The sequence below is a fragment of the Sodalis sp. C49 genome (assembly GCF_046352915.1).
In the GTDB taxonomy this organism is placed as follows: Bacteria; Pseudomonadota; Gammaproteobacteria; order Enterobacterales; family Enterobacteriaceae; genus Acerihabitans.
In genome coordinates this window covers 3,213,182-3,231,249 of the sequence record NZ_CP163303.1, presented here as the reverse complement: position 1 = coordinate 3,231,249, position 18,068 = coordinate 3,213,182, and the positions used below count along the sequence as shown (strand labels likewise).

Sequence of the window (18,068 nt, the reverse complement as noted above, 5' to 3'; positions counted from 1 at the left end):
GACGGCCAACCGGGATAAAATATTTCATTCCCTATCGTATCCCCCGCCTTTGCATTAACTCTTATGTGTTAATCTGAACGACGCAAAGGACGTTATTCCGGCAATAATCAGTGCGTTCTCATAGCACAGCCGAACGCTTAATGTTGTTATACTCTATCTGGCGATAAAGGTGACTAATTGATACGCATTAATAGTGCATTAGCGAAGAAATTATCGATTTTCCTGCAAAAAGACAAGTTTTCACAGGCGAAATAAGCGTGATCATCATTAGATATCTGGTTCGGGAAACCTTTAAAAGCCAGCTGGCCATCCTGTTTATCCTGCTGCTGATTTTTTTCTGTCAGAAGCTGGTGCGGGTCTTGGGCGCGGCGGTAGACGGCGATATCCCGACAAACCTGGTGTTATCCCTGCTCGGTTTAGGCGTGCCGGAAATGGCGCAGTTGATTCTTCCCCTTAGCCTGTTCCTTGGGTTACTGATGACCCTGAGCCGGTTGTATGCCGAAAGCGAAATAACCGTCATGCACGCATGCGGGCTGGGCAAGAGCGTACTGATCAAGGCGGCGCTGCTGTTAAGCGTGCTGACGGCGTTATTCGCGGCCGCCAATGTCATCTGGCTGTCGCCCTGGTCGTCCCGGCACCAGGACGAGGTGCTGGCGGAGGCCAAGGCCAACCCCAGCATGGCCGCCATGGTGGGCGGGCAGTTCCAGGCGGCGCAAAACGGCAACTCCGTCCTCTTTGTCGGCAACGTCAAAGGGCAGGAATTCCAGAACGTCTTCCTCGCGCAGCTGCGCCCGCATGGTAACTCGCGCCCCTCGGTGGTGGTGGCGGACCAGGGCCATATGACCCAGCGTCCCGACGGCTCGCAGGTGGTTAACCTCAATAAAGGCACCCGCTACGAGGGCACCGCGCTGCTGCGTGATTTCCGCATCACCGATTTTACCCAGTACCAGGCGGTCATCGGCCACCAGGCGGTATCGGTGAACAACAACGACGCCGAGCAGATGACCCTGCAGGCCCTGTGGCAATCCAGCCAGCCGGAAGCGCGCGCGGAGCTGCAGTGGCGCCTTACCCTTATCATATCGGTGTTTATCATGGCTATCATGGTGGTGCCGCTCAGCGCGGTCAACCCGCGCCAGGGCAGGGTATTAAGCATGCTGCCCGCAATGCTGCTGTACCTGGTGTTCTTTTTGCTGCAAAGCTCGCTGCGCTCTAACGGCGCCAAGGGCAAGCTTGATCCGGTGATATGGATGTGGCTGGTCAACCTGGCCTACCTGGGCATCGCCCTGCTGCTTAACCTGTGGGACAGCGTACCGTTCAGACGGGCGCGCGAACGTTTACATATCAGAGGAGCGGCCTGATGTTTGGAGTACTGGACCGCTATATCGGTAAAACCATCTTCAACACCATCATGATGACCCTGTTCATGCTGGTGTCGTTGTCGGGCATCATCAAATTCGTCGATCAGCTGCGCAAGGTGGGGCAGGGCGATTACTCCGCGGCGGGCGCCGGGCTCTATACCCTGCTGAGCGTGCCGAAGGATATTGAAATCTTTTTCCCGATGGCGGCGCTGCTCGGCGCGCTGATGGGGCTCGGCACCCTGGCCAGCCGCAGCGAGCTGGTGGTGATGCAAGCCTCCGGTTTCACCCGCATGCAAATCGCCGCGGCGGTAATGAAAACCGCCATCCCGCTGGTGTTGCTGACCATGGCCATCGGCGAATGGGTCGCCCCCCAGGGCGAGCAGATGGCGCGTAATTTCCGCTCGCAGTCGTTATACGGCGGCTCCATGCTGTCGGTGCAAAACGGTCTCTGGGCCAAGGACGGCAGCGATTTTATCTACATCGAGCGGGTGGTCAGCGACAACCAGCTGTCGGGGGTGAATATCTATCACTTCAACCACGAGAACCGCCTGCAGACGCTGCGCTACGCCGCCAGCGCCACCTTTACCGACGGCACCTGGCGCCTGGCGCAGGTGGATGAATCCGACCTGACCGACAGCCAGCAGATCACCGGCCGGCAAACGCTCAGCGGGGAATGGAAAACCAACCTCACCCCCGATAAGCTGGGCGTGGTGGCGCTCGACCCGGAATCGCTGTCTATTTCCGGGCTATACGACTATGTCAAATATCTCAAGCAGAGCGGGCAGGAAGCCAGCCGCTACCAGCTGAATATGTGGAGCAAGATCTTCTCGCCCTTCTCGGTGGCGGTGATGATGCTGATGGCCCTGTCGTTTATTTTCGGCCCGCTGCGCAGCGTGGCGATGGGCGTGCGGATGATCACCGGTATCAGCTTCGGCTTCTTGTTCTACGTGTTGGATCAGATCTTCGGACCGCTCAGCCTGGTGTACAATATGCCGCCGCTGTTCGGCGCGCTGCTCCCCAGCATGGCCTTCCTGGTGATAAGCGTGGCGTTGCTCTTGAAGAAACGGTAAAGATATCCCGACGCGCTAACAGGCAAAACCTGTTAGCGCCGGGTTGGATTGGCGCAGGCCCATTGCATCGACCTTCAGATTCAGCTCTCTTATTACAACCGTAAAAAACTCATTTAATACTCTCGACAAACATCACCTTGGTCAGGTCGCGCAGCCATTTATGGCAGGGCGAGTGATTATGCTTGGAATGCCAAGCCTGGATGATGCTGCGTTTGCCCAAATCAAAATCGGCGCTGAAAAACTCCACCGCGATATTCAGTTTACGCAGGTTATTCACCACAAAATCCGGCACGATGGCCAGCGCGTCGGAATGGGTAATGGCGTTCATGGTGGCCATATAACCGGGCGTGGTGCCCATCACATGGCGCGTGGACCAAAAATATTTCATTGCTTCGTCCGACCCGGCCGGGTATTTTTCCTTGGTCTGGACAAAATGATATTTCAATAAGTTATCCATATTTTTATCCCCACAAATAATAGGGTGACCGCAGCGGCACATAAAATAACATTTGGCCGAGTGAATGGTGCGGATGGTAATTTCCGGATTGAGATCGCGCATTTCGCCAATGTAGAGATCAATATCGTTGGAGCGCAGGAAATCATCATCAAATTCCGAATCATGCACCATATTAATAAAGACATTCGGCGCGCTGCGCTGTATTTCGCTGAATAACGAGGCGTTAAGGGTAAAGACGATGGTGGCGTTCGCCGCGATGGTGAAGGACACCGTGGTGGTATGGGGTTCAAAGGCCATATTGGTATTGAGCATCGACTCAATGCGGTTGACCAGTTGGCGCACATCCTCCTTAAGTGCGATAGCCTTGGGCGTGGGGATCAGTTTTGTGCCGCTGCGCACCAGGATGGGATCGTTGAACAGCCCCCGAATCTTATTCAGCGATTTGCTGATGGCCGGCGCGGTGACGTTCAGTTTCCTGGCCGCCAGATTTACGCTACAGTCTTCCAGCAGCGCATTGAGTACTATCAATAAATTGAAATCAAAGTTATTCATATAATTGTCATGATCTAGAACGCTGGTTTGAGGGATATCCGATAGCTAAACGGATATAAATGCAAAATAAATTATTATCCTGCTTCTACTGCTCCTATATATCGATAGCATGAGAATTATTAACGTACTGCTTTCAGTGACTAATGATTTTATCTTTTATTTTTTAACGATGACAAGGCGAAAATATCTCCAATGAAATGCCTCAGCGCCGGAGAAGGCCATAAAATGACCGCGAAAGGGCGCTGGCGCTGGCATGTCTTGCCATTATTGTTGCGTTTCATAATATAGTTAATTGAGTGTAAATAGCATGATATTAATATTATGTTTACCATGTGAAGGGCGGTTTTATGATAACCGAATATAAGCGGAGGAGGGAAACTAATACACACAAACCGACTGTGGATGTGCCTTATGTTGAACTTAGTCTGAGAATTACAACTACCCTTTAGTATAGGTGGCGTTGTCGCCCGCGGGCATGGGCCATGCCGGACGGCATATCCGGCGCGGTAGTTCCCGCGCCTTATCCCGCGCGGTTAGGAAATGAAATTCTTGCTTTGTTTCAGCACCACATCGCAGGCCTTGGTTTTCACCTTCTGCCCCAGTTGTGAATTGCTCAGATCGTTAAGATTCACCTGGCCGTTTTTACCGGTGGTCAGCAGGCCGCCCAGGCCTTCCTGGTAATCCTGGCTTTTGGCGTTGGCGGTGCTGGTAATGCCCAGCTTGCCAAGCAACTGGTCCTTCAGCGTCGAGGTGCCGTTGGCGGACAGCAGGTTATTTTTAACACAGTATTGCAGCACGCCGGCGGCATTGGTCATGCTGCTGGAGCTTAACGCCTTGTCGCCGCCGTTCAGCAGGCCCGACAGGGCGGCCAGTGAACTGGCGTTATTGCCGGTGGTGGCGCCGGCGGTGCCGGACCCGTTGCCGGTGGACGATTTATTCAGCTCGGTCACCGCGCTGTTAACCGAATCCATCCAGTTGCCGGCCGCCTGGGCCACGCCCGAGGCCAAACCGGTGCAGAGCGCGGCGGCAACGGCCAGCGCCATTAACCTGCGGTGGGTGGTGATCATAATAAGCATACTCCTGAAATAGTCGCGCCGGACGCGCCGGCTGTTAATCTGCGAATAACCTACCCCACACCCGCGCCGCACCGCCAGCGCGGACGGGTGAAAACCCCCCGCCGGACGGCAAATTAAGACTATTCCCGACGGCCGGTGCTATCTTAAGTACAGAAACGAAACATAAACGGAACATAACGGAGTGCAGCAATGCCGGAAGGACCGGAAATCCGCCGCGCCGCCGATACCCTGCTGGCGGCGATGGCAAACAGGCCCATAACCCGGGCCTGGTTCGCTTTTCCCCACCTTAAGCCTTATGAGGACGGATTGGTGGGCCAGCATATCGAGAAAATCGATACCCGTGGCAAAGCCCTGCTGACCTGGTTTTCCAATGGCCAGGTGCTTTACAGCCATAATCAGCTCTATGGCGTCTGGCGGGTGGCCGCGGCCGGGGAATCACCGGTCACCAAACGCGATCTGCGGGTGCGCCTGGAAAACGCCGACCAGGCCATCCTGCTCTACAGCGCCTCGGATATCAAAATCCTCAGCGCCGATGAACTGGCCGCGCATCCGTTTTTACTGCGCATCGGTCCCGACGCCCTGGATATGGCCCTGACGGTGGACGAGGTCATCGATCGCCTATCGTCGCCCCGCTTTAGCGGCCGCCAGTTCGGCGGCCTGCTGCTGGACCAGTCGTTTATCGCCGGCCTGGGCAACTACCTACGGGTGGAGATTCTCTGGCAGGCGGGCCTGACCGCGCAGCACAAGGCGCGTGATTTAAGCGCGCAGCAGCTGCGCCGCCTGTGCGAGGCCATCCTTGAAATCCCGCGCTTGTCCTACGCCACCCGAGGACAAAGCGATATCAATAAGCACCACGGCGCGGTGTTCCGCTTCCGGGTCTTTCACCGCGCGGGCAAGCCCTGCGAGCGCTGCGGCCGGCCGATAGAAAAAACCACGGTGGCATCACGGCCGTTTTACTGGTGCCCGGGATGCCAGCGGTAAAAAAGGCGCCGGCGCGGGATGGGTTCACATACCGGCCGCATGAACCCGCCCGGAAGGGTGTTTTTTCAGCAGTCGGCAGCACCTGAAGCTGATTAGTATTGCGCCGGGATGCGTTAACGGTATAATGCACCTCGTTTTCCGTATACTAACTTCAGTGCCGAAGTGGCGAAATCGGTAGACGCAGTTGATTCAAAATCAACCGCCTTCGGGCATGCCGGTTCGATTCCGGCCTTCGGCACCAGTATCCTGTCCATCCCCGTCCGGGGAAGTCCAAAAAAACCTTTAAAATCAACGGTGAGACTGATCTTATCATCCTGAATCGTCCGGGCGTATCCGTTGCAATCCAGACCACGCTGGGGGCATAATTGGGGGCATCTCCACTTCGATAAGAAATGTGCCCCCAAAATGAAGCTGAATGCCCGCCAGGTAGAAACTGCAAAGCCTAAAGAAAAAAACTATAAAATGGCTGATGGAGGCGGTTTGTATCTCGAAGTCACGGCCAAAGGATCAAAGTACTGGCGTATGAAGTACCGGCGGCCAGCCGACAAAAAAGAGGACCGGCTTGCCTTTGGCGTCTGGCCGACAGTAACGCTTGCTGAGGCACGTGCTAAGCGTGACGAAGCTAAAAAGATGCTAGGGCAGGGGATTGACCCCAAAGCCGAGCAGAAAGAAGCCCAAGCTGAAAATGCCGGGGCTTATACTTTTGAAACGATCGCCCGCGAATGGCATGCCAGTAACAAGCGCTGGAGTGATGACCATCGTTCACGGATCCTGCGCTACCTCGAACTGTATATTTTTCCTTATATTGGTTTGGCAGATGTTCGTAAGCTGGAAACCAGCCAGCTGTTAGCACCCATTAAGGCCGTTGATGCCAGTGGCAGGCATGATGTCGCTCAACGTCTTCAGCAGCGTGTTACTGCGATAATGCGCTATGCCGTGTAAAACGATTACATTGAGTCTAATCCGGCTGTTGATATGGCTGGGGCACTTTCTACGGTTAAGGCTCACCATTACCCCGCATTACCTTTTAACCGTTTCCCTGAATTTCTTGAGCGCCTTGCCGCATACCGTGGGCGTATCATGACGCGTATAGCCGTCGAGCTTTCATTGCTGACCTTTGTCCGTTCCAGTGAGTTGCGCTTTGCAAGATGGGATGAGTTCGATTTTGAAGGAGCTTTGTGGCGGGTTCCTGCACAGCGCAAAGAGATAGAGGGAGTTCGTTACTCTCACCGTGGTATGAAGATGAAAGAGGAACATCTTGTACCGCTAAGCCGTCAGGTTTTAACTCTGCTGGAAAAGTTGAAGCAGTTAAGCGGTAATAACGAGAGACTCTTTCCTGGCGATCACGATCCAAAAAAAGTCATGAGCGAAAACACCGTTAACAATGCTCTACGTGCTATGGGCTATGACACGAAGACCGAGGTTTGCGGGCATGGTTTCAGGACAATGGCACGAGGTGCGCTAGGTGAGTCGGGATTATGGAGTGATGATGCGATAGAGCGGCAGTTGAGCCACTCCGAGCGTAACAACGTGCGTGCTGCTTACATTCATACTTCAGAGCATCTGGATGAACGCAGGTTGATGGTGCAATGGTGGGCTGATTTTCTTGACGCAAATCACAATTCCTTTGCTACTCCTTATGACTTTGGTAAAAAGATTGCAAGTGTTGAAAAGTAACGGAATTTCGCAATATTAAAAACTTTAACTATCGCTAATGTGGTATATAACGGTGACTTTAAATAAATTCACAGTAATTAATGCTAGGTATAATATTTTTCATTTTTTAAGCAAATGAAATATAAAGAATAAATTTGTAAGGGTTATTCTTAAAGAACATTGCAGTTTCTCTTTTGTGATATCTTCTTTACATTGAAATCATAAGCTAATCTGTATAAGTTAATGTTATTGATGTTTGTTACATTACCCGTGAACGTTAAGGATGCGTCATGAAGCAGAGACTATCGATTTCACTCGTCAAAGATTTCTACAAACAAGATGAAAAGATATTAAATATTGCCAATTGCAAACAACCAAAAGTTATCAACATAATTGGCGGGGAAGGGATTTTGTTTATCCGCCGAGAGGCTGAAGAAAAGCTACCTGACTGGGTTTATTTTCTTATAGAGAACCAATCTGAAGTTAGTGATACTGATTTTAGTAAAACAAAAACGTCAGGTGCGGTATTAAAGGTGCTAATATTAAATAGGATATTCCTTGTCTCATTTGGTACCGGGTTTTATCTTATTAATAATGATTGCATTGAAAAAGATTTTGGATTAAAGGTGACAATCAACTCTGTTGATCCCGATAAATTAAGGAGCATTGATAAAAGTAATTATGAAGACAACCCCTTAAATACTAGAAATCAAAGTACAAAAGAGGTGAGTATAAAAGGATTCAATATAGATCGCGAGATGGATCTTCTTTCAACATTAACTGGTAAATCTAATGTCAATATCTTTGGTGATATTGTTACAGGGAAAGACTCTTTAATAATAAATGTTGAAACTAAAGTTAGTGCTATTAAAGAAATCCTTGATGAGGCATTTGTTAGATCCAAAATGAAGCCTCCGGCGGCTTTTGAGTGGATTGATAATGTTAAAAGAGTCAATGATTCTGATGTGAGTGATATTTTAGATTTAGAAATTGATAATTATTTAATTGATTTCAATTTATGTAAAGATTTTTGGCTTGGAGAGCCAGAGATTGTTGATTGGAGTAAGCAATCTGGTTATTGCTTTGAATCTCGTTCAAATGAATATCACACTACTTTAAGTCTTAAAAAACTTTACTCATTGTATAAAACAAAAGGCATTTCAACTAATGTTAATGAGTTTAAATCTCATTATATATATGTCATTGATGATAATGAAAAGGCTCATAAAAAATGGCCGGTTTATGATTGTCTTTATGCTGAGGTCAGCTATGACAACAATTGCTATATTCTTCGCGCTGGTGAATGGTTTAAAGTAAATGTTGATTTCATAAAAAGAGTAGATGGCTTCCTTTCTAATATTAAACCTTATGAAAGAGTATTGCCCATATACAATCATGACAGGGAGGAGTTTTACAATAGTTATGTGCATGATCTTGATGTTGGATTTGTCTGCTTGGATAAAAGTAATATTCAGCAAGGCGGAAAGCATGATAAGGTCGAGTTTTGCGATTTAATTCATAATAAGGAATTAATACACGTAAAGTTTTATAGGAGCTCCAGTACGCTAAGTCATCTTTTTTCTCAGGGGTTTGTATCGGCTGAATCTTTCTTGAGCAACGAAGTGTTTAGAGAAAAATTATTAAAAATACTTCCTGATAATTTAAAAAGCATAAACCCCTCCATTCGGCCTAATGCTTATGAGTTTACTGTTGTATTTGCAATAGCGACAAAAAAAGAATTGCCAAAGGAATTACCCTTCTTTTCAAAGTTAACCCTTAAAAACATAATTAAATCTTTAGAAATGTATGGCTTTAATGTCAGGATTTCAAAAATAGAAACTGATGAAAATTTACTAAGAAAGAAATTAGGTAAAAAAGGAAAGGAAGCGAAGAGGAAGACAGCCAACTGTTAACACTTTATCGATTTCGGTCAGTGTCAAGTTTTTGTCACCCCTGCTGATTTAGGCTGCCTGTTTTTCCCGTTCAGGATTAAGTGTCACGGTACTTATTGGCTGCCAGTTTCTCGTCTCTCCTGACCAGCGTTCCGGATGCGCTGCCTGCGCCGCTCGGTATACCTCATCCCGCCGCATCAGTATCTCCCGGTCATCGCCTCGGTGGCGCTGCGCCGGCGTCACGTAGCGAATACCGCTGTGATAGTGCTTTTCGTTATACCAACGCGTAAAAACACCCACCCAGTCACGCGCCTCGTCCAGCGTACCGAACCCTGCCGAAGGCCATTGCGGCACATATTTCACTGTCCGGAACAGCGACTCCACATAGGCATTATCATTACTCACCCGGGGTCGGCTGTGCGATGGCGTGATTTTCAGCTCTTCCAGCTTTACGTTCAGCGTTTGGGACTTCATTGCCGCGCCATTGTCCGCATGCAACACCAGGGGCTGCCGGTAGCAGCCTTCACTCAGCACCGTGCGCTCCATCAGTGACGCGGCCCACTCGCCGCTTTCTTCCCCATGGACTTCATGACCTACGATTTTTCGGCTAAAGATATCTTCCACCAGATACAGGTAATACCAGCAACCTTTCACCACCGACGGCAACCGCTATCGCCCTGGCCACATTATCAGGAACGTCTGCACGATACCTTTCAGTTCGGCATCGCTTGTACCGGTCCCGGCCGCGATCAACAGGCCATCTGTGGTCGCCTTGAGCGACAACGCAAGGCTGCGGGCATCAAATTCTGATCCGAAGTCGCCCTCGGCCTGCGCCCGCTCGATCCGTTCGATGAGCCGCATGCGCCAATACGCTCCCCGTTCCAGCACATACTGCCGGACAGACTCGTCGCCCGGTGCGCTGCTGACCGAATGCACGATGCTCATGCTGCCTCGCGGATTGTCGCCTTCGGCCTGCAACGCCAGCGTACCGCGCAGAAGTTGTTCGGCCACGCCACGGGCCGTAGGCTGCTGCAAAGCGTCCAGCATGTAGGCCGACTTTTCGCGCTCATAGCGGTCAAGCACCTGGCGAAACAGTGCTTCCTTGTTGCCGAAGGCGGCGTACATGCTGGCCCGGTTGATGCCCATCGCCTTGAGCAACGTGCTGATACTGGCACCGGCATAGCCGTTCTTCCAAAACACGCGCATGGCGGCCACCAACGCGACTTCGGGGTCGAACTGGCGCGGCCGGCCGCGTGTGGTTTCACCGGGGAGAGAGCGACTTTGGCTGGACATCAACGTTCATGATCCTAAATTCAGTTGTAGCAGTTTAATATAATTAAAGAACGAACACCCAATATTACTCCCGCCACGGCACCCCACGCATTAAGATCGGACGCGCGGCTCATACCGAATCCGCGTTCGAAGGCCTCATTGATTGCTCTGCCGGAACAACGGCAACGCACATAGGACGGCCACGACGGCCAGTGCGGCGGACACGTAGCCGAGGAATGCCGTTCCGAGCTCGCTGATAACCCAGCCACCAACAACCGCCCCCAAACCGGTACCGGCATTGGCGGCCGACACATTAAGCGTGCCGGCCAACGCCTGGGCCTGCTGCCCATGCTGCATCACCCGGATCTGACAGATCGGGAAAAGCGCCGTATAGGCGATTCCCCAGAACGCCAAAACCGCAGACAACGCCCAATGATTGGACGCAACCGGGACGAGGATCACCATGACCACTGCCAACAGGAACAGAAAACCAACGGTGGCCCCCAGGGAATTGCGATCGGCCATGACCCCGCCCAGCCAGTTGCCCAGCAGCCCCACGATGCCGAATCCCATCATCCACCATCCCACCCACGATGGTGCAATCTCCGCAACGCCTTCCAGCAACTCGGCCAGAAATGTGTAGGAAGTGAACATCGCGGTGAAAACCAGCACGGATAGCAGGACATGCATGAGGAACCTGGACGACTTCAGTAGGCTGAACTGGCCCGATCGTGAGGCCACGGGTACCATCGGCGGTCGCGGCATGCAGACGTGCATTAGCAGTGCGGCCAACAGGGTCAGGCCGGCCAGGACCGCAAAAGCGCCGCGCCATCCGATGGCATTGCCTATCACCGTGCCGAGCGGCACCCCGAGGACCAGGGCGGCAGAGATGCCCAGGTAGACACGCCCGACAGCACGTCCCGCGTGCCGGGGGCCGGCCAGTTGTGCGGCCGTCTCGCTGGCCGTTCCCCAGAACACGGGCAGCGCCAGCGCGGGAATGAAGCGCGCCACCGCCAATATCCAGACGTTCGGGGATATCGCCGCCATCAGGTTGGCGCCGGCAAATATCAGTAGAATGATCGTGAACAGGCGCTTGCGTTCGCGTCCGGCCAGCCGCGCGGTTAATACCGGCCCGCAGAAGGTCACGGTGAACGCGAACAGCGATACCAGCAGCCCGGCCTGCGACGGGGTCACACCGAAGTCGCGCGCTAAGGCAGGTATCAGGCCGATGATGACAAACTCCGTGGTCACTAGCAGGAAGCCGGCAACCGCCAGGATCGCGATCGGCGCAACGGGAATGTGCGCTGCGGCAGGGAGATCGCCGTGGGAAGATGGCCTTCTCCCGTCCTGTTCGGGCAAAACTGGCTTATTGTGTCGTGATCTCATCACTCATCTTTCCTTTCATAGAAACGGGTACATCACAATCACACCTAAATAAGGAATGATCATTCCATTTTTCGGCGAAAAAATAGATTGGCAGCGAACTCATAGGAAACTCCGGACGACATGGATGGTTTGCACGTGACATTTACTGCGTGCCCTGTTTGATGGCATCACTCACACGCGGCAGCAAGTTCTCCTCTTTCCACCGGGTGGAGAACGCTTCCGATACCGTCCCATCCATGCGATAGAAGGCTCCCTCTGCAATTGTCGCCAGTTCCCGGCCTGTCCGCACAACAAATGCCTCATCGCGGGAGAAGTTCATAAAGAACACGTGCTGCGTTTCGGTATTCCGTAGCTTGTCGAGCGATAACGGCAGCGAGCCCGACTGCGGCACCATCACCCCCTCGGGCAACACTGGCTCGAAGCCCAAGGAGCGCAGCACATTCAACACCGGTCCAGCCACTTCATGGGCGTCATTGAAGACATAGAGCGTCGTGTCGAATAGCTCTACCAGCAAGACTTGGGGACCTTTCTGCAAGGCGCGTTCGACGAACGGAACAGATCTGGCCGTGCCTGCAGCCGTGCCCTGAGCCGACCCCGCCGCATGTGCGTGGGCGAAGAGCGTATCCGATGCCGCGACACCGGCCGACAACACCAACAGCAGCGTCCCCATCTTCTGAACAACCGTTCGAAAACGGGTGTAAAGAGGTCTGAAAGGCAATATACCGAGATTCAAGGCCATCATTTTTGAATCCTCCTGGTTGATAGATTCATGTCGCCAAGGCGGCCAATACGGCAATTGGAGAATGCCGGTGTAGAGACTCTATAATTTTCGGAACGATTGGTCAATATATCGGGCATGCGTTACCATCCAACCTTCGAATCCCATGATTTCGCTTTGACCAGACGTGAACATAGTTCTGCGCCTACCTCAAATTTTAGGCGGGTCAATGTGTATGAATTATCAGGGAGCTAATACAGGACTTATGCACGCTTTGAGATGCTGCGCATTTCAACGCACTTCAGTTCAGGCGGCAGTATCGGCAACTCGTTGTGAGGGGGGGGTTAGGATTCCACTTCATATGTTTATAAAAACCGTTTTCATCGACATATAGCCTTAGTATGTCGATGCGATAAACATGTCACGCCATCATGTTTAAAAAATCGCGTTTTATCGACACATGGCCAGAACGTGCCGATACCATACGCCGAGAGCTGGGGCACTAGCGTACCCAGATCACCACTGTTTATCTAGGACGGTAAGCAGGGGGATAGTATTCACCTCAGACGTGGAAAATAGCGGTCAACCTACATTGAGCACGGGTGCCGACAGCGACTTTTGCGCTTTAAGTATTAAAAACGGTGGCCGGCGGCAGTGCTTCATTAATTCAGGCCGTTGTGCCAGGGCTTCTTCTGTCGGCTGCGGCTCAGACAACGCGCGCAGGGTAAATCCACAACCCAGCAGGGTATTCACATAGTTTTCAGTTGTGCGATGGTATTTAATAACGTCGTTTATAAACCATTTCGTATGGCGTATCGACTGATCGTGATAATTATCCAGCGGCCAATGTGCGCCGGTTTCAGTGGTGATCCACCCCACCGGCCAGGCGGTACAAACCGGATGTTCAACGCTGAAGATAAAATAGCCGCCGGGCTTTAGCGCATGATAAACCTTGCGGCATATTCCCGTGTAATCCTCGACGTAGTGCAAGGCTAATGACGACACCACCAGATCATAAATATTGTCATCAGCTGCAAAATCCTCCATCGAAATAGGCTGAAAGGCAATGCCCGGATCATCCGTTAGGCGTTGCGCCTCAGCCAGCATACGCGTTGACAGTTCAATTCCCGTGACATGGGCGGCGCCCTTGGCGCGGGCGTATCGCGCAAAATCGCCAAAGCCGCTGCCAAGATCGAGCACATTCAAGTTGTCTAATTCCGGCAGTAACGCGCGGATTGCGGGCAGCTCGAGTGCGCCGTTCAGGCCGGAGTCATTCTGGCGTAATGTTTTATATCCTTCGAAAAAATCAGGGTCATCGTACACATTTTGCCGGGATAAATCGTTGTGCGAAGCAGTCATGATACAAGCCTCCTTTACGGTCGGTTACGTCAGCTTGCTTTGATGCTAATGAAATGAGGGAAGGGAGGCAAGTCACATCAGCACTACGTTTTATCACTTTTGCGCTGCATTATATTTAGCATTCAGCCGTTGCCTTGGCTTATGGTTTTCCCGATCTTGGCGGGGGCCTACTTTATTAGGTGCCGGCAACAATAATAAGGTTACGTTTAATAGTTAATGCCTGGCCTATTCTGGTATGACGTTGGACGCATAGCATCCTGCCCTGTTATATTTATATGCTGGAAATACCAGGGGGATGATATTAATGCTGATGAAAATATATATGCCGCTAACCTATGTCCTGATAGCGATGTATTTTACAGTGCGCAAGAATGGCCTGAGCCGCAATAGTATTTACAAAGGCATATGTTATTCTTTTCTGGCCAATTTTGTGATATTGCTCGCGCCCGATAACCTAAGCATTGATAATATCACTCAAGACGGTATGTTATCGTACCTCTCTGCATCATCACTCACGATAATTATCATGCTTATCGTGTTATTTCTTTATTATCTTTGCAAAAGGGGAAAAAATGAATAATGTCAATGCAGGACCGGATAATGCTGAAGTAGCGCGTGGTATAGGTAGCGACATGGCTTGGGGCGCGACGTTCGGCGCGGTGTCCGGCGGCCCCGTAGGGGCAATGGTGGGGGCCGGTTGTGCCGCCGTGCAAAATGTGGTGCAAGGAGCGGTGAAACACGGCCCCGTGGCTGTAACTATGCCAACGGTTCCTATAGGACCTACGCCTTTCATGCCCGGCGCACCGCCGACCATCAATGGCATGTCTATAGACGAATTTTTAAAAAAACATAAAGCGCTTAATTAAGCCTTTATCAACGATTTGATTGCTTACATTCAATCTGGGAAGTCTTTTGCTGGATGCTTTCTGCTTCTTCTCTATGTTATGCCACCCTGTTGATTAAACAACAGTGAAAGGTTAATATCATGCTTGTAGACCCCCGGTGCGACCTCTGCGCAAGCATGCCCCCGGGGGCTTTTTTTTATATAGGCTAGACAGCATAATATTTTTCGGTAAATTAAAAGTATGATTTTAATCATGCAGCAACTTAATTTTTTCATTTTATATTTTAATCTAATTACATTAATTAGCTTGTTTAGATTCCCGGGTGTTATCTTTTCTTTATATCAGTACATGATGAAAGGTATTGCCTATGTCATCGGTCAGCCGTTGATGATGGTAATTAAATAAGTGGTTCGGAGCACTATTGTGATCGATCATGATACACATAAGGAATCATCCGGGAGAGGGTGCTGATGACCCGCATCGCGATCGATTTATCTGACGAAGATCTGCGGCAATGGGATAATCTGGCCGCTATTCGCCTTCTCTCCCGGGCAGGGTTAATCAGGCAAGCCTTGTCCGGCTACCTTGCAGATAATTGCACCGGTAGTAATAATAATGCGTTTGGCCTATGGGCTAAAAGCAATACTGACGGGATTTTCTTTGAAAGCCAGATCCGCCAGGAATGGAAATGAGTGTTTGATGGGCTACGTTTGATATAGATATCAGTTTTAAAATGGCGTTGAACAGAGCCTCGCAATCTGGTTTGACCAGTTATACATTCAGCGTTACAGGTCATCCGCGGGTGGCTTATTTATGCTTGAAATTCAGTCGCCGCAAGGCTTTCCACGCTTTCCCAGTCAACATAAGTACTGGATTCAATCAACATCAACTTACTGACAATAGTACAATTGTGGCTATATCCCGCTTCGATCATGTTTGTATCCGCGAGGTCGGCTGCATGGCCCACAGCCGGCGTAAAATCCTTGATATCCATATGCGCCGTCCGTTGCCAGCCAAGACCGAGACCCTGCGCCGGGCCGATACGGCGAGGCGTGCAACTACTTGGTAAGCCACTGATAGGCGTTGTGTTATTACAGCACCGATAGTTGTTTAGCCCCTCCGGTTTTTAGTACCACTGCCACTTGTGGCATCCCGCCCATTAACTCCTGGCTAGGGGATCAGGGGTTTATTCCCGGGCGCCGGCAGCGCGCCGGGTGTTGGAATGCTGAAGCCTGTGACAATGATCACAGTTGTACTACGCTTAATCGTATCCCACGCCGCGGCCGCCGGCGTTCATTGATGAGCCAGGAATCAGCCAGTTGTGAAGAACAAAACCTTTATCTCGCCCGCCCGGGAACAGGGGTACGCGGAGCTGGGCGACTATGCCGCGATTGGCGAGGGCCGTTCCGTGGCGCTGATCGCCCCGGACGGCGCCATTGACTGGTGGTGCGCGCCCAATATCGATTCACCGCCGCTGTTCGACCGCATACTTGATGCCGGTATCGGCGGGTATTTTCAGCTGGTGCCGGAGGGGGCCTGGCGTATGCGGCGCGGTTACCGCCGGGACAGCAATGTGCTGGAAACCCATTACGAGACGGCAAGCGGCAGCGTGCGGATAACGGAATCGCTGAACAGTACCTTGGCGGGCCGCCTGCCGTGGAGCGAACTGGCGCGGCGCGTCGAGGGGCTGGAGGGGACGGTGCGCATGCTGTTGCGATTAAAGCTGGGTACGCGCGCCGAAACGCAGTCGCCCTGGCTGGATGACGCGCAGGGCATACCGGTGTTTCATCTTGGCGATCTGATGGCGATGCTGCGTTTTTCCGAGGATATCACCCTTACCGACAGCGGCGATGAAGGGGTAAGCGGCTTTTTTATTACCCGCCCCGAGTCCCGCTCGCTGGTGGCGCTGGTGGCCACGGAACGGGAGCCGCTGGCGGTGCCGCCGCTGGCGAAGATTGACCAGCGTATCGAGACCAGCGATCGCGCCTGGCGCGACTGGGCGGACAATCTCACCTGGGATGGTCCTTATACCGATCACGTTAAACGTTCGGCCCTGGCCCTGAAGTTCCTGTGGTATGCGCCCACCGGCGCGCTGGCCGCGGCGGCCACCGCTTCGCTGCCGGAAGGTCTGGGCGGCGGGAAAAATTACGATTACCGCTATGCCTGGGTACGCGACGCCTGCCTGATCATCAAGGCGTTTGTTTATCTTGGCGCGCTGGAGGATTGCAAAGCGGCCTTCTCCTGGCTGACCAATACCATTATCCGCCATGATGGCGTACTGCGCGCCTGCTATACCCTTGAGGGCGGGCTGGTGCCCGAGGAGCGTTTCCTGCCGCTGAAAGGGTACCGGGGCACCCAGCCGGTGCGGTCCGGCAATAATGCCAGCGACCAGGTCCAGCTCAGCATGTATGGCGATATGCTGGCTACCGCGCGCCTCTTTATCGATGCCGGTCATATCCTGGATCTCTCAACGTCGCGGCTGTTGGGCCATCTCGCCAACCGCTGCGCCGACAGCTGGCGCGAACAGGACAGCGGTATCTGGGAACTGCCGGAAAAACAGCATTATACGCATTCAAAGATGGCCTGCTGGCTGGCATTGGACCAGGCTGTCGCCCTGGCGGACGCGGGCCATATCGAACCGACCTGGAAAGGGCGCTGGCAACGGGAGCGCGACCGCATCAGCGCCTGGATTGAGCGGCACTGCTGGTCTGAACAGCGCCATGCGTATACCTTTTACGCCGGCAGCGACAGGCTGGACGCAGCCATCGCGCTGACCCACTATTATGGCAGCAAGGTCAATCCGGCACGCATGCTCTCCACGCTAGGCGTTATCCAGCGGGAACTTGGCGAGGGCGGCCCGCTGGTTTATCGCTACTCCGGCATGGACAAAGAGGAAAGCTCATTTGTCGCCTGCGCCTTTTGGCTGGTGGAAGCGCTGGCGAATATGGGGCGCCAGGCGGCGGCGGATAACGCCATGGAAGAGATTTTAGCGACGCTTTGCCAGACGGGGAATGTGCAGATCTTCAATGAGATGTTTGATACTAAAACCCAGACCTGGCGCGGCAATATGCCGCAGGGCTTGAGCCATCTGGCGCTGATCTGCGCGGCAAAAGGACTGGCCGGGGGCGCTACCGGGCAAGGGCAGGCCCTGACCCGATCGCCGCCCGCGGATAAGGCGTAGGCGTTCAGAGATAAATCCTTGTCCGGAGCGGAGTGATGGCGCCCGTGATGGCCGGGCGGCTGCGATAATAATAGCGCCGGCAGCGTCCTTCGGGAAGGGAACCTGGGCCAAGGTTGCCTTTACAAAGGCTTCAGGCGCGCCGGCTGCTGACAATCCAATAAAAAATCAAAAAAGGAATGCGGCGGGTTTTTATCATTCCCGCCGTCAATGTCGCTTTTGAAAACGTTTATTGCTGATGAAGGTTTTTATTTGTGAGTAATTTATA

At 52.3% G+C, this 18,068-nt stretch carries 14 protein-coding genes, 1 tRNA gene and 2 pseudogenes; 9 read left to right on the top strand and 8 right to left on the bottom strand.

All coding sequences use genetic code 11. The features are described from left to right. Window positions 1-257: 257 nt before the first annotated feature. Both lptF and lptG read left to right on the top strand, forming a co-directional pair. Window positions 258-1,358, top strand: coding sequence for an LPS export ABC transporter permease LptF (lptF, locus tag ABUK12_RS14535; RefSeq protein ID WP_410012530.1), 1,101 nt, complete (start codon window positions 258-260; stop codon window positions 1,356-1,358). Then, the gene (gene lptG, locus ABUK12_RS14530; protein ID WP_410012529.1) at window positions 1,358-2,428 is read left to right on the top strand and encodes an LPS export ABC transporter permease LptG; all 1,071 of its coding nucleotides are present in this window, start codon (window positions 1,358-1,360) and stop codon (window positions 2,426-2,428) included. Before lptF ends, lptG begins: the two co-directional genes overlap by 1 nt. Window positions 2,429-2,537: 109 nt before the next feature. On the opposite strand, the gene ABUK12_RS14525 is transcribed toward lptG, so the two are convergent. Then, window positions 2,538-3,437: a LysR family transcriptional regulator gene (locus ABUK12_RS14525; RefSeq protein ID WP_410012528.1), complete on the bottom strand. Its 900-nt coding sequence runs from the start codon at window positions 3,435-3,437 to the stop codon at window positions 2,538-2,540. Between the two features lie 533 nt (window positions 3,438-3,970). Beyond that, window positions 3,971-4,504 (bottom strand): DUF2501 domain-containing protein, encoded by a 534-nt coding sequence (locus ABUK12_RS14520; protein ID WP_410012527.1) that lies wholly within the window; start codon window positions 4,502-4,504, stop codon window positions 3,971-3,973. 198 nt (window positions 4,505-4,702) lie between these two features. Here ABUK12_RS14520 and nei point away from each other — a divergent pair, with 198 nt between their 5' ends. The 4 genes and pseudogenes from nei (at window position 4,703) to ABUK12_RS14500 (ending at window position 9,063) form a co-directional block, all read left to right on the top strand. Beyond that, a complete protein-coding gene (gene nei / locus ABUK12_RS14515; protein WP_410012526.1) occupies window positions 4,703-5,494 on the top strand; it encodes an endonuclease VIII in 792 nt (263 codons plus the stop codon). A 156-nt stretch (window positions 5,495-5,650) separates the two neighbouring features. Further along, window positions 5,651-5,735 (top strand) — tRNA-Leu (locus tag ABUK12_RS14510). Between the two features lie 164 nt (window positions 5,736-5,899). Beyond that, a pseudogene (locus ABUK12_RS14505) lies at window positions 5,900-7,171 on the top strand (tyrosine-type recombinase/integrase). Between the two features lie 269 nt (window positions 7,172-7,440). Beyond that, entirely contained in the window at window positions 7,441-9,063 is a 1,623-nt protein-coding gene (locus ABUK12_RS14500; protein ID WP_410012525.1) for a TIGR04141 family sporadically distributed protein, read from the top strand. Between the two features lie 48 nt (window positions 9,064-9,111). Here ABUK12_RS14500 and ABUK12_RS14495 read toward each other — a convergent pair. The 5 genes and pseudogenes from ABUK12_RS14495 to ABUK12_RS14475 all read right to left on the bottom strand — a co-directional run. Continuing rightward, window positions 9,112-9,708, bottom strand: a pseudogene (locus tag ABUK12_RS14495) (transposase); the annotation flags it as partial. 3 nt (window positions 9,709-9,711) lie between these two features. After that, complete coding sequence (locus ABUK12_RS14490; RefSeq protein WP_410012524.1) at window positions 9,712-10,335, bottom strand: TetR/AcrR family transcriptional regulator; 624 nt, start codon at window positions 10,333-10,335, stop codon at window positions 9,712-9,714. Window positions 10,336-10,470: 135 nt separating this feature from the next. After that, a complete protein-coding gene (locus ABUK12_RS14485) occupies window positions 10,471-11,673 on the bottom strand; it encodes an MFS transporter (protein ID WP_410012523.1) in 1,203 nt (400 codons plus the stop codon). Between the two features lie 169 nt (window positions 11,674-11,842). Continuing rightward, a complete protein-coding gene (locus ABUK12_RS14480) occupies window positions 11,843-12,442 on the bottom strand; it encodes a hypothetical protein (RefSeq protein WP_410012522.1) in 600 nt (199 codons plus the stop codon). Window positions 12,443-13,000: 558 nt separating this feature from the next. Then, entirely contained in the window at window positions 13,001-13,777 is a 777-nt protein-coding gene (locus tag ABUK12_RS14475) for a class I SAM-dependent methyltransferase (protein WP_410012521.1), read from the bottom strand. 572 nt (window positions 13,778-14,349) lie between these two features. Between ABUK12_RS14475 and ABUK12_RS14470 the strand changes: the two genes are divergently transcribed. Both ABUK12_RS14470 and ABUK12_RS14465 read left to right on the top strand, forming a co-directional pair. Further along, window positions 14,350-14,643 (top strand): hypothetical protein, encoded by a 294-nt coding sequence (locus tag ABUK12_RS14470; protein ID WP_410012520.1) that lies wholly within the window; start codon window positions 14,350-14,352, stop codon window positions 14,641-14,643. Between the two features lie 449 nt (window positions 14,644-15,092). Next, complete coding sequence (locus ABUK12_RS14465; protein WP_410012519.1) at window positions 15,093-15,314, top strand: CopG family transcriptional regulator; 222 nt, start codon at window positions 15,093-15,095, stop codon at window positions 15,312-15,314. 119 nt (window positions 15,315-15,433) lie between these two features. Here the strand turns inward: ABUK12_RS14465 and ABUK12_RS14460 are convergent, their stop codons facing one another. Further along, window positions 15,434-15,616: a hypothetical protein gene (locus ABUK12_RS14460; protein WP_410012518.1), complete on the bottom strand. Its 183-nt coding sequence runs from the start codon at window positions 15,614-15,616 to the stop codon at window positions 15,434-15,436. Window positions 15,617-15,943: 327 nt separating this feature from the next. Between ABUK12_RS14460 and ABUK12_RS14455 the strand changes: the two genes are divergently transcribed. After that, the gene (locus ABUK12_RS14455) at window positions 15,944-17,803 is read left to right on the top strand and encodes a glycoside hydrolase family 15 protein (RefSeq protein ID WP_410012517.1); all 1,860 of its coding nucleotides are present in this window, start codon (window positions 15,944-15,946) and stop codon (window positions 17,801-17,803) included. Window positions 17,804-18,068 lie beyond the last annotated feature (265 nt).

What these genes read in the sequence shown, in the direction of transcription:
- ABUK12_RS14480 (WP_410012522.1), bottom strand. Translation starts at nt 12,442, where the DNA reads ATGATGGCCTTGAATCTCGGTATATTGCCTTTCAGACCTCTTTACACC.
- ABUK12_RS14475 (WP_410012521.1), bottom strand. Translation starts at nt 13,777, where the DNA reads ATGACTGCTTCGCACAACGATTTATCCCGGCAAAATGTGTACGATGAC.
- ABUK12_RS14520 (WP_410012527.1), bottom strand. Translation starts at nt 4,504, where the DNA reads ATGATCACCACCCACCGCAGGTTAATGGCGCTGGCCGTTGCCGCCGCG.
- ABUK12_RS14470 (WP_410012520.1), top strand. Translation starts at nt 14,350, where the DNA reads ATGAATAATGTCAATGCAGGACCGGATAATGCTGAAGTAGCGCGTGGT.
- ABUK12_RS14460 (WP_410012518.1), bottom strand. Translation starts at nt 15,616, where the DNA reads ATGGATATCAAGGATTTTACGCCGGCTGTGGGCCATGCAGCCGACCTC.
- ABUK12_RS14525 (WP_410012528.1), bottom strand. Translation starts at nt 3,437, where the DNA reads ATGAATAACTTTGATTTCAATTTATTGATAGTACTCAATGCGCTGCTG.
- ABUK12_RS14465 (WP_410012519.1), top strand. Translation starts at nt 15,093, where the DNA reads ATGACCCGCATCGCGATCGATTTATCTGACGAAGATCTGCGGCAATGG.
- lptG (WP_410012529.1), top strand. Translation starts at nt 1,358, where the DNA reads ATGTTTGGAGTACTGGACCGCTATATCGGTAAAACCATCTTCAACACC.
- ABUK12_RS14500 (WP_410012525.1), top strand. Translation starts at nt 7,441, where the DNA reads ATGAAGCAGAGACTATCGATTTCACTCGTCAAAGATTTCTACAAACAA.
- ABUK12_RS14490 (WP_410012524.1), bottom strand. Translation starts at nt 10,335, where the DNA reads ATGTCCAGCCAAAGTCGCTCTCTCCCCGGTGAAACCACACGCGGCCGG.
- nei (WP_410012526.1), top strand. Translation starts at nt 4,703, where the DNA reads ATGCCGGAAGGACCGGAAATCCGCCGCGCCGCCGATACCCTGCTGGCG.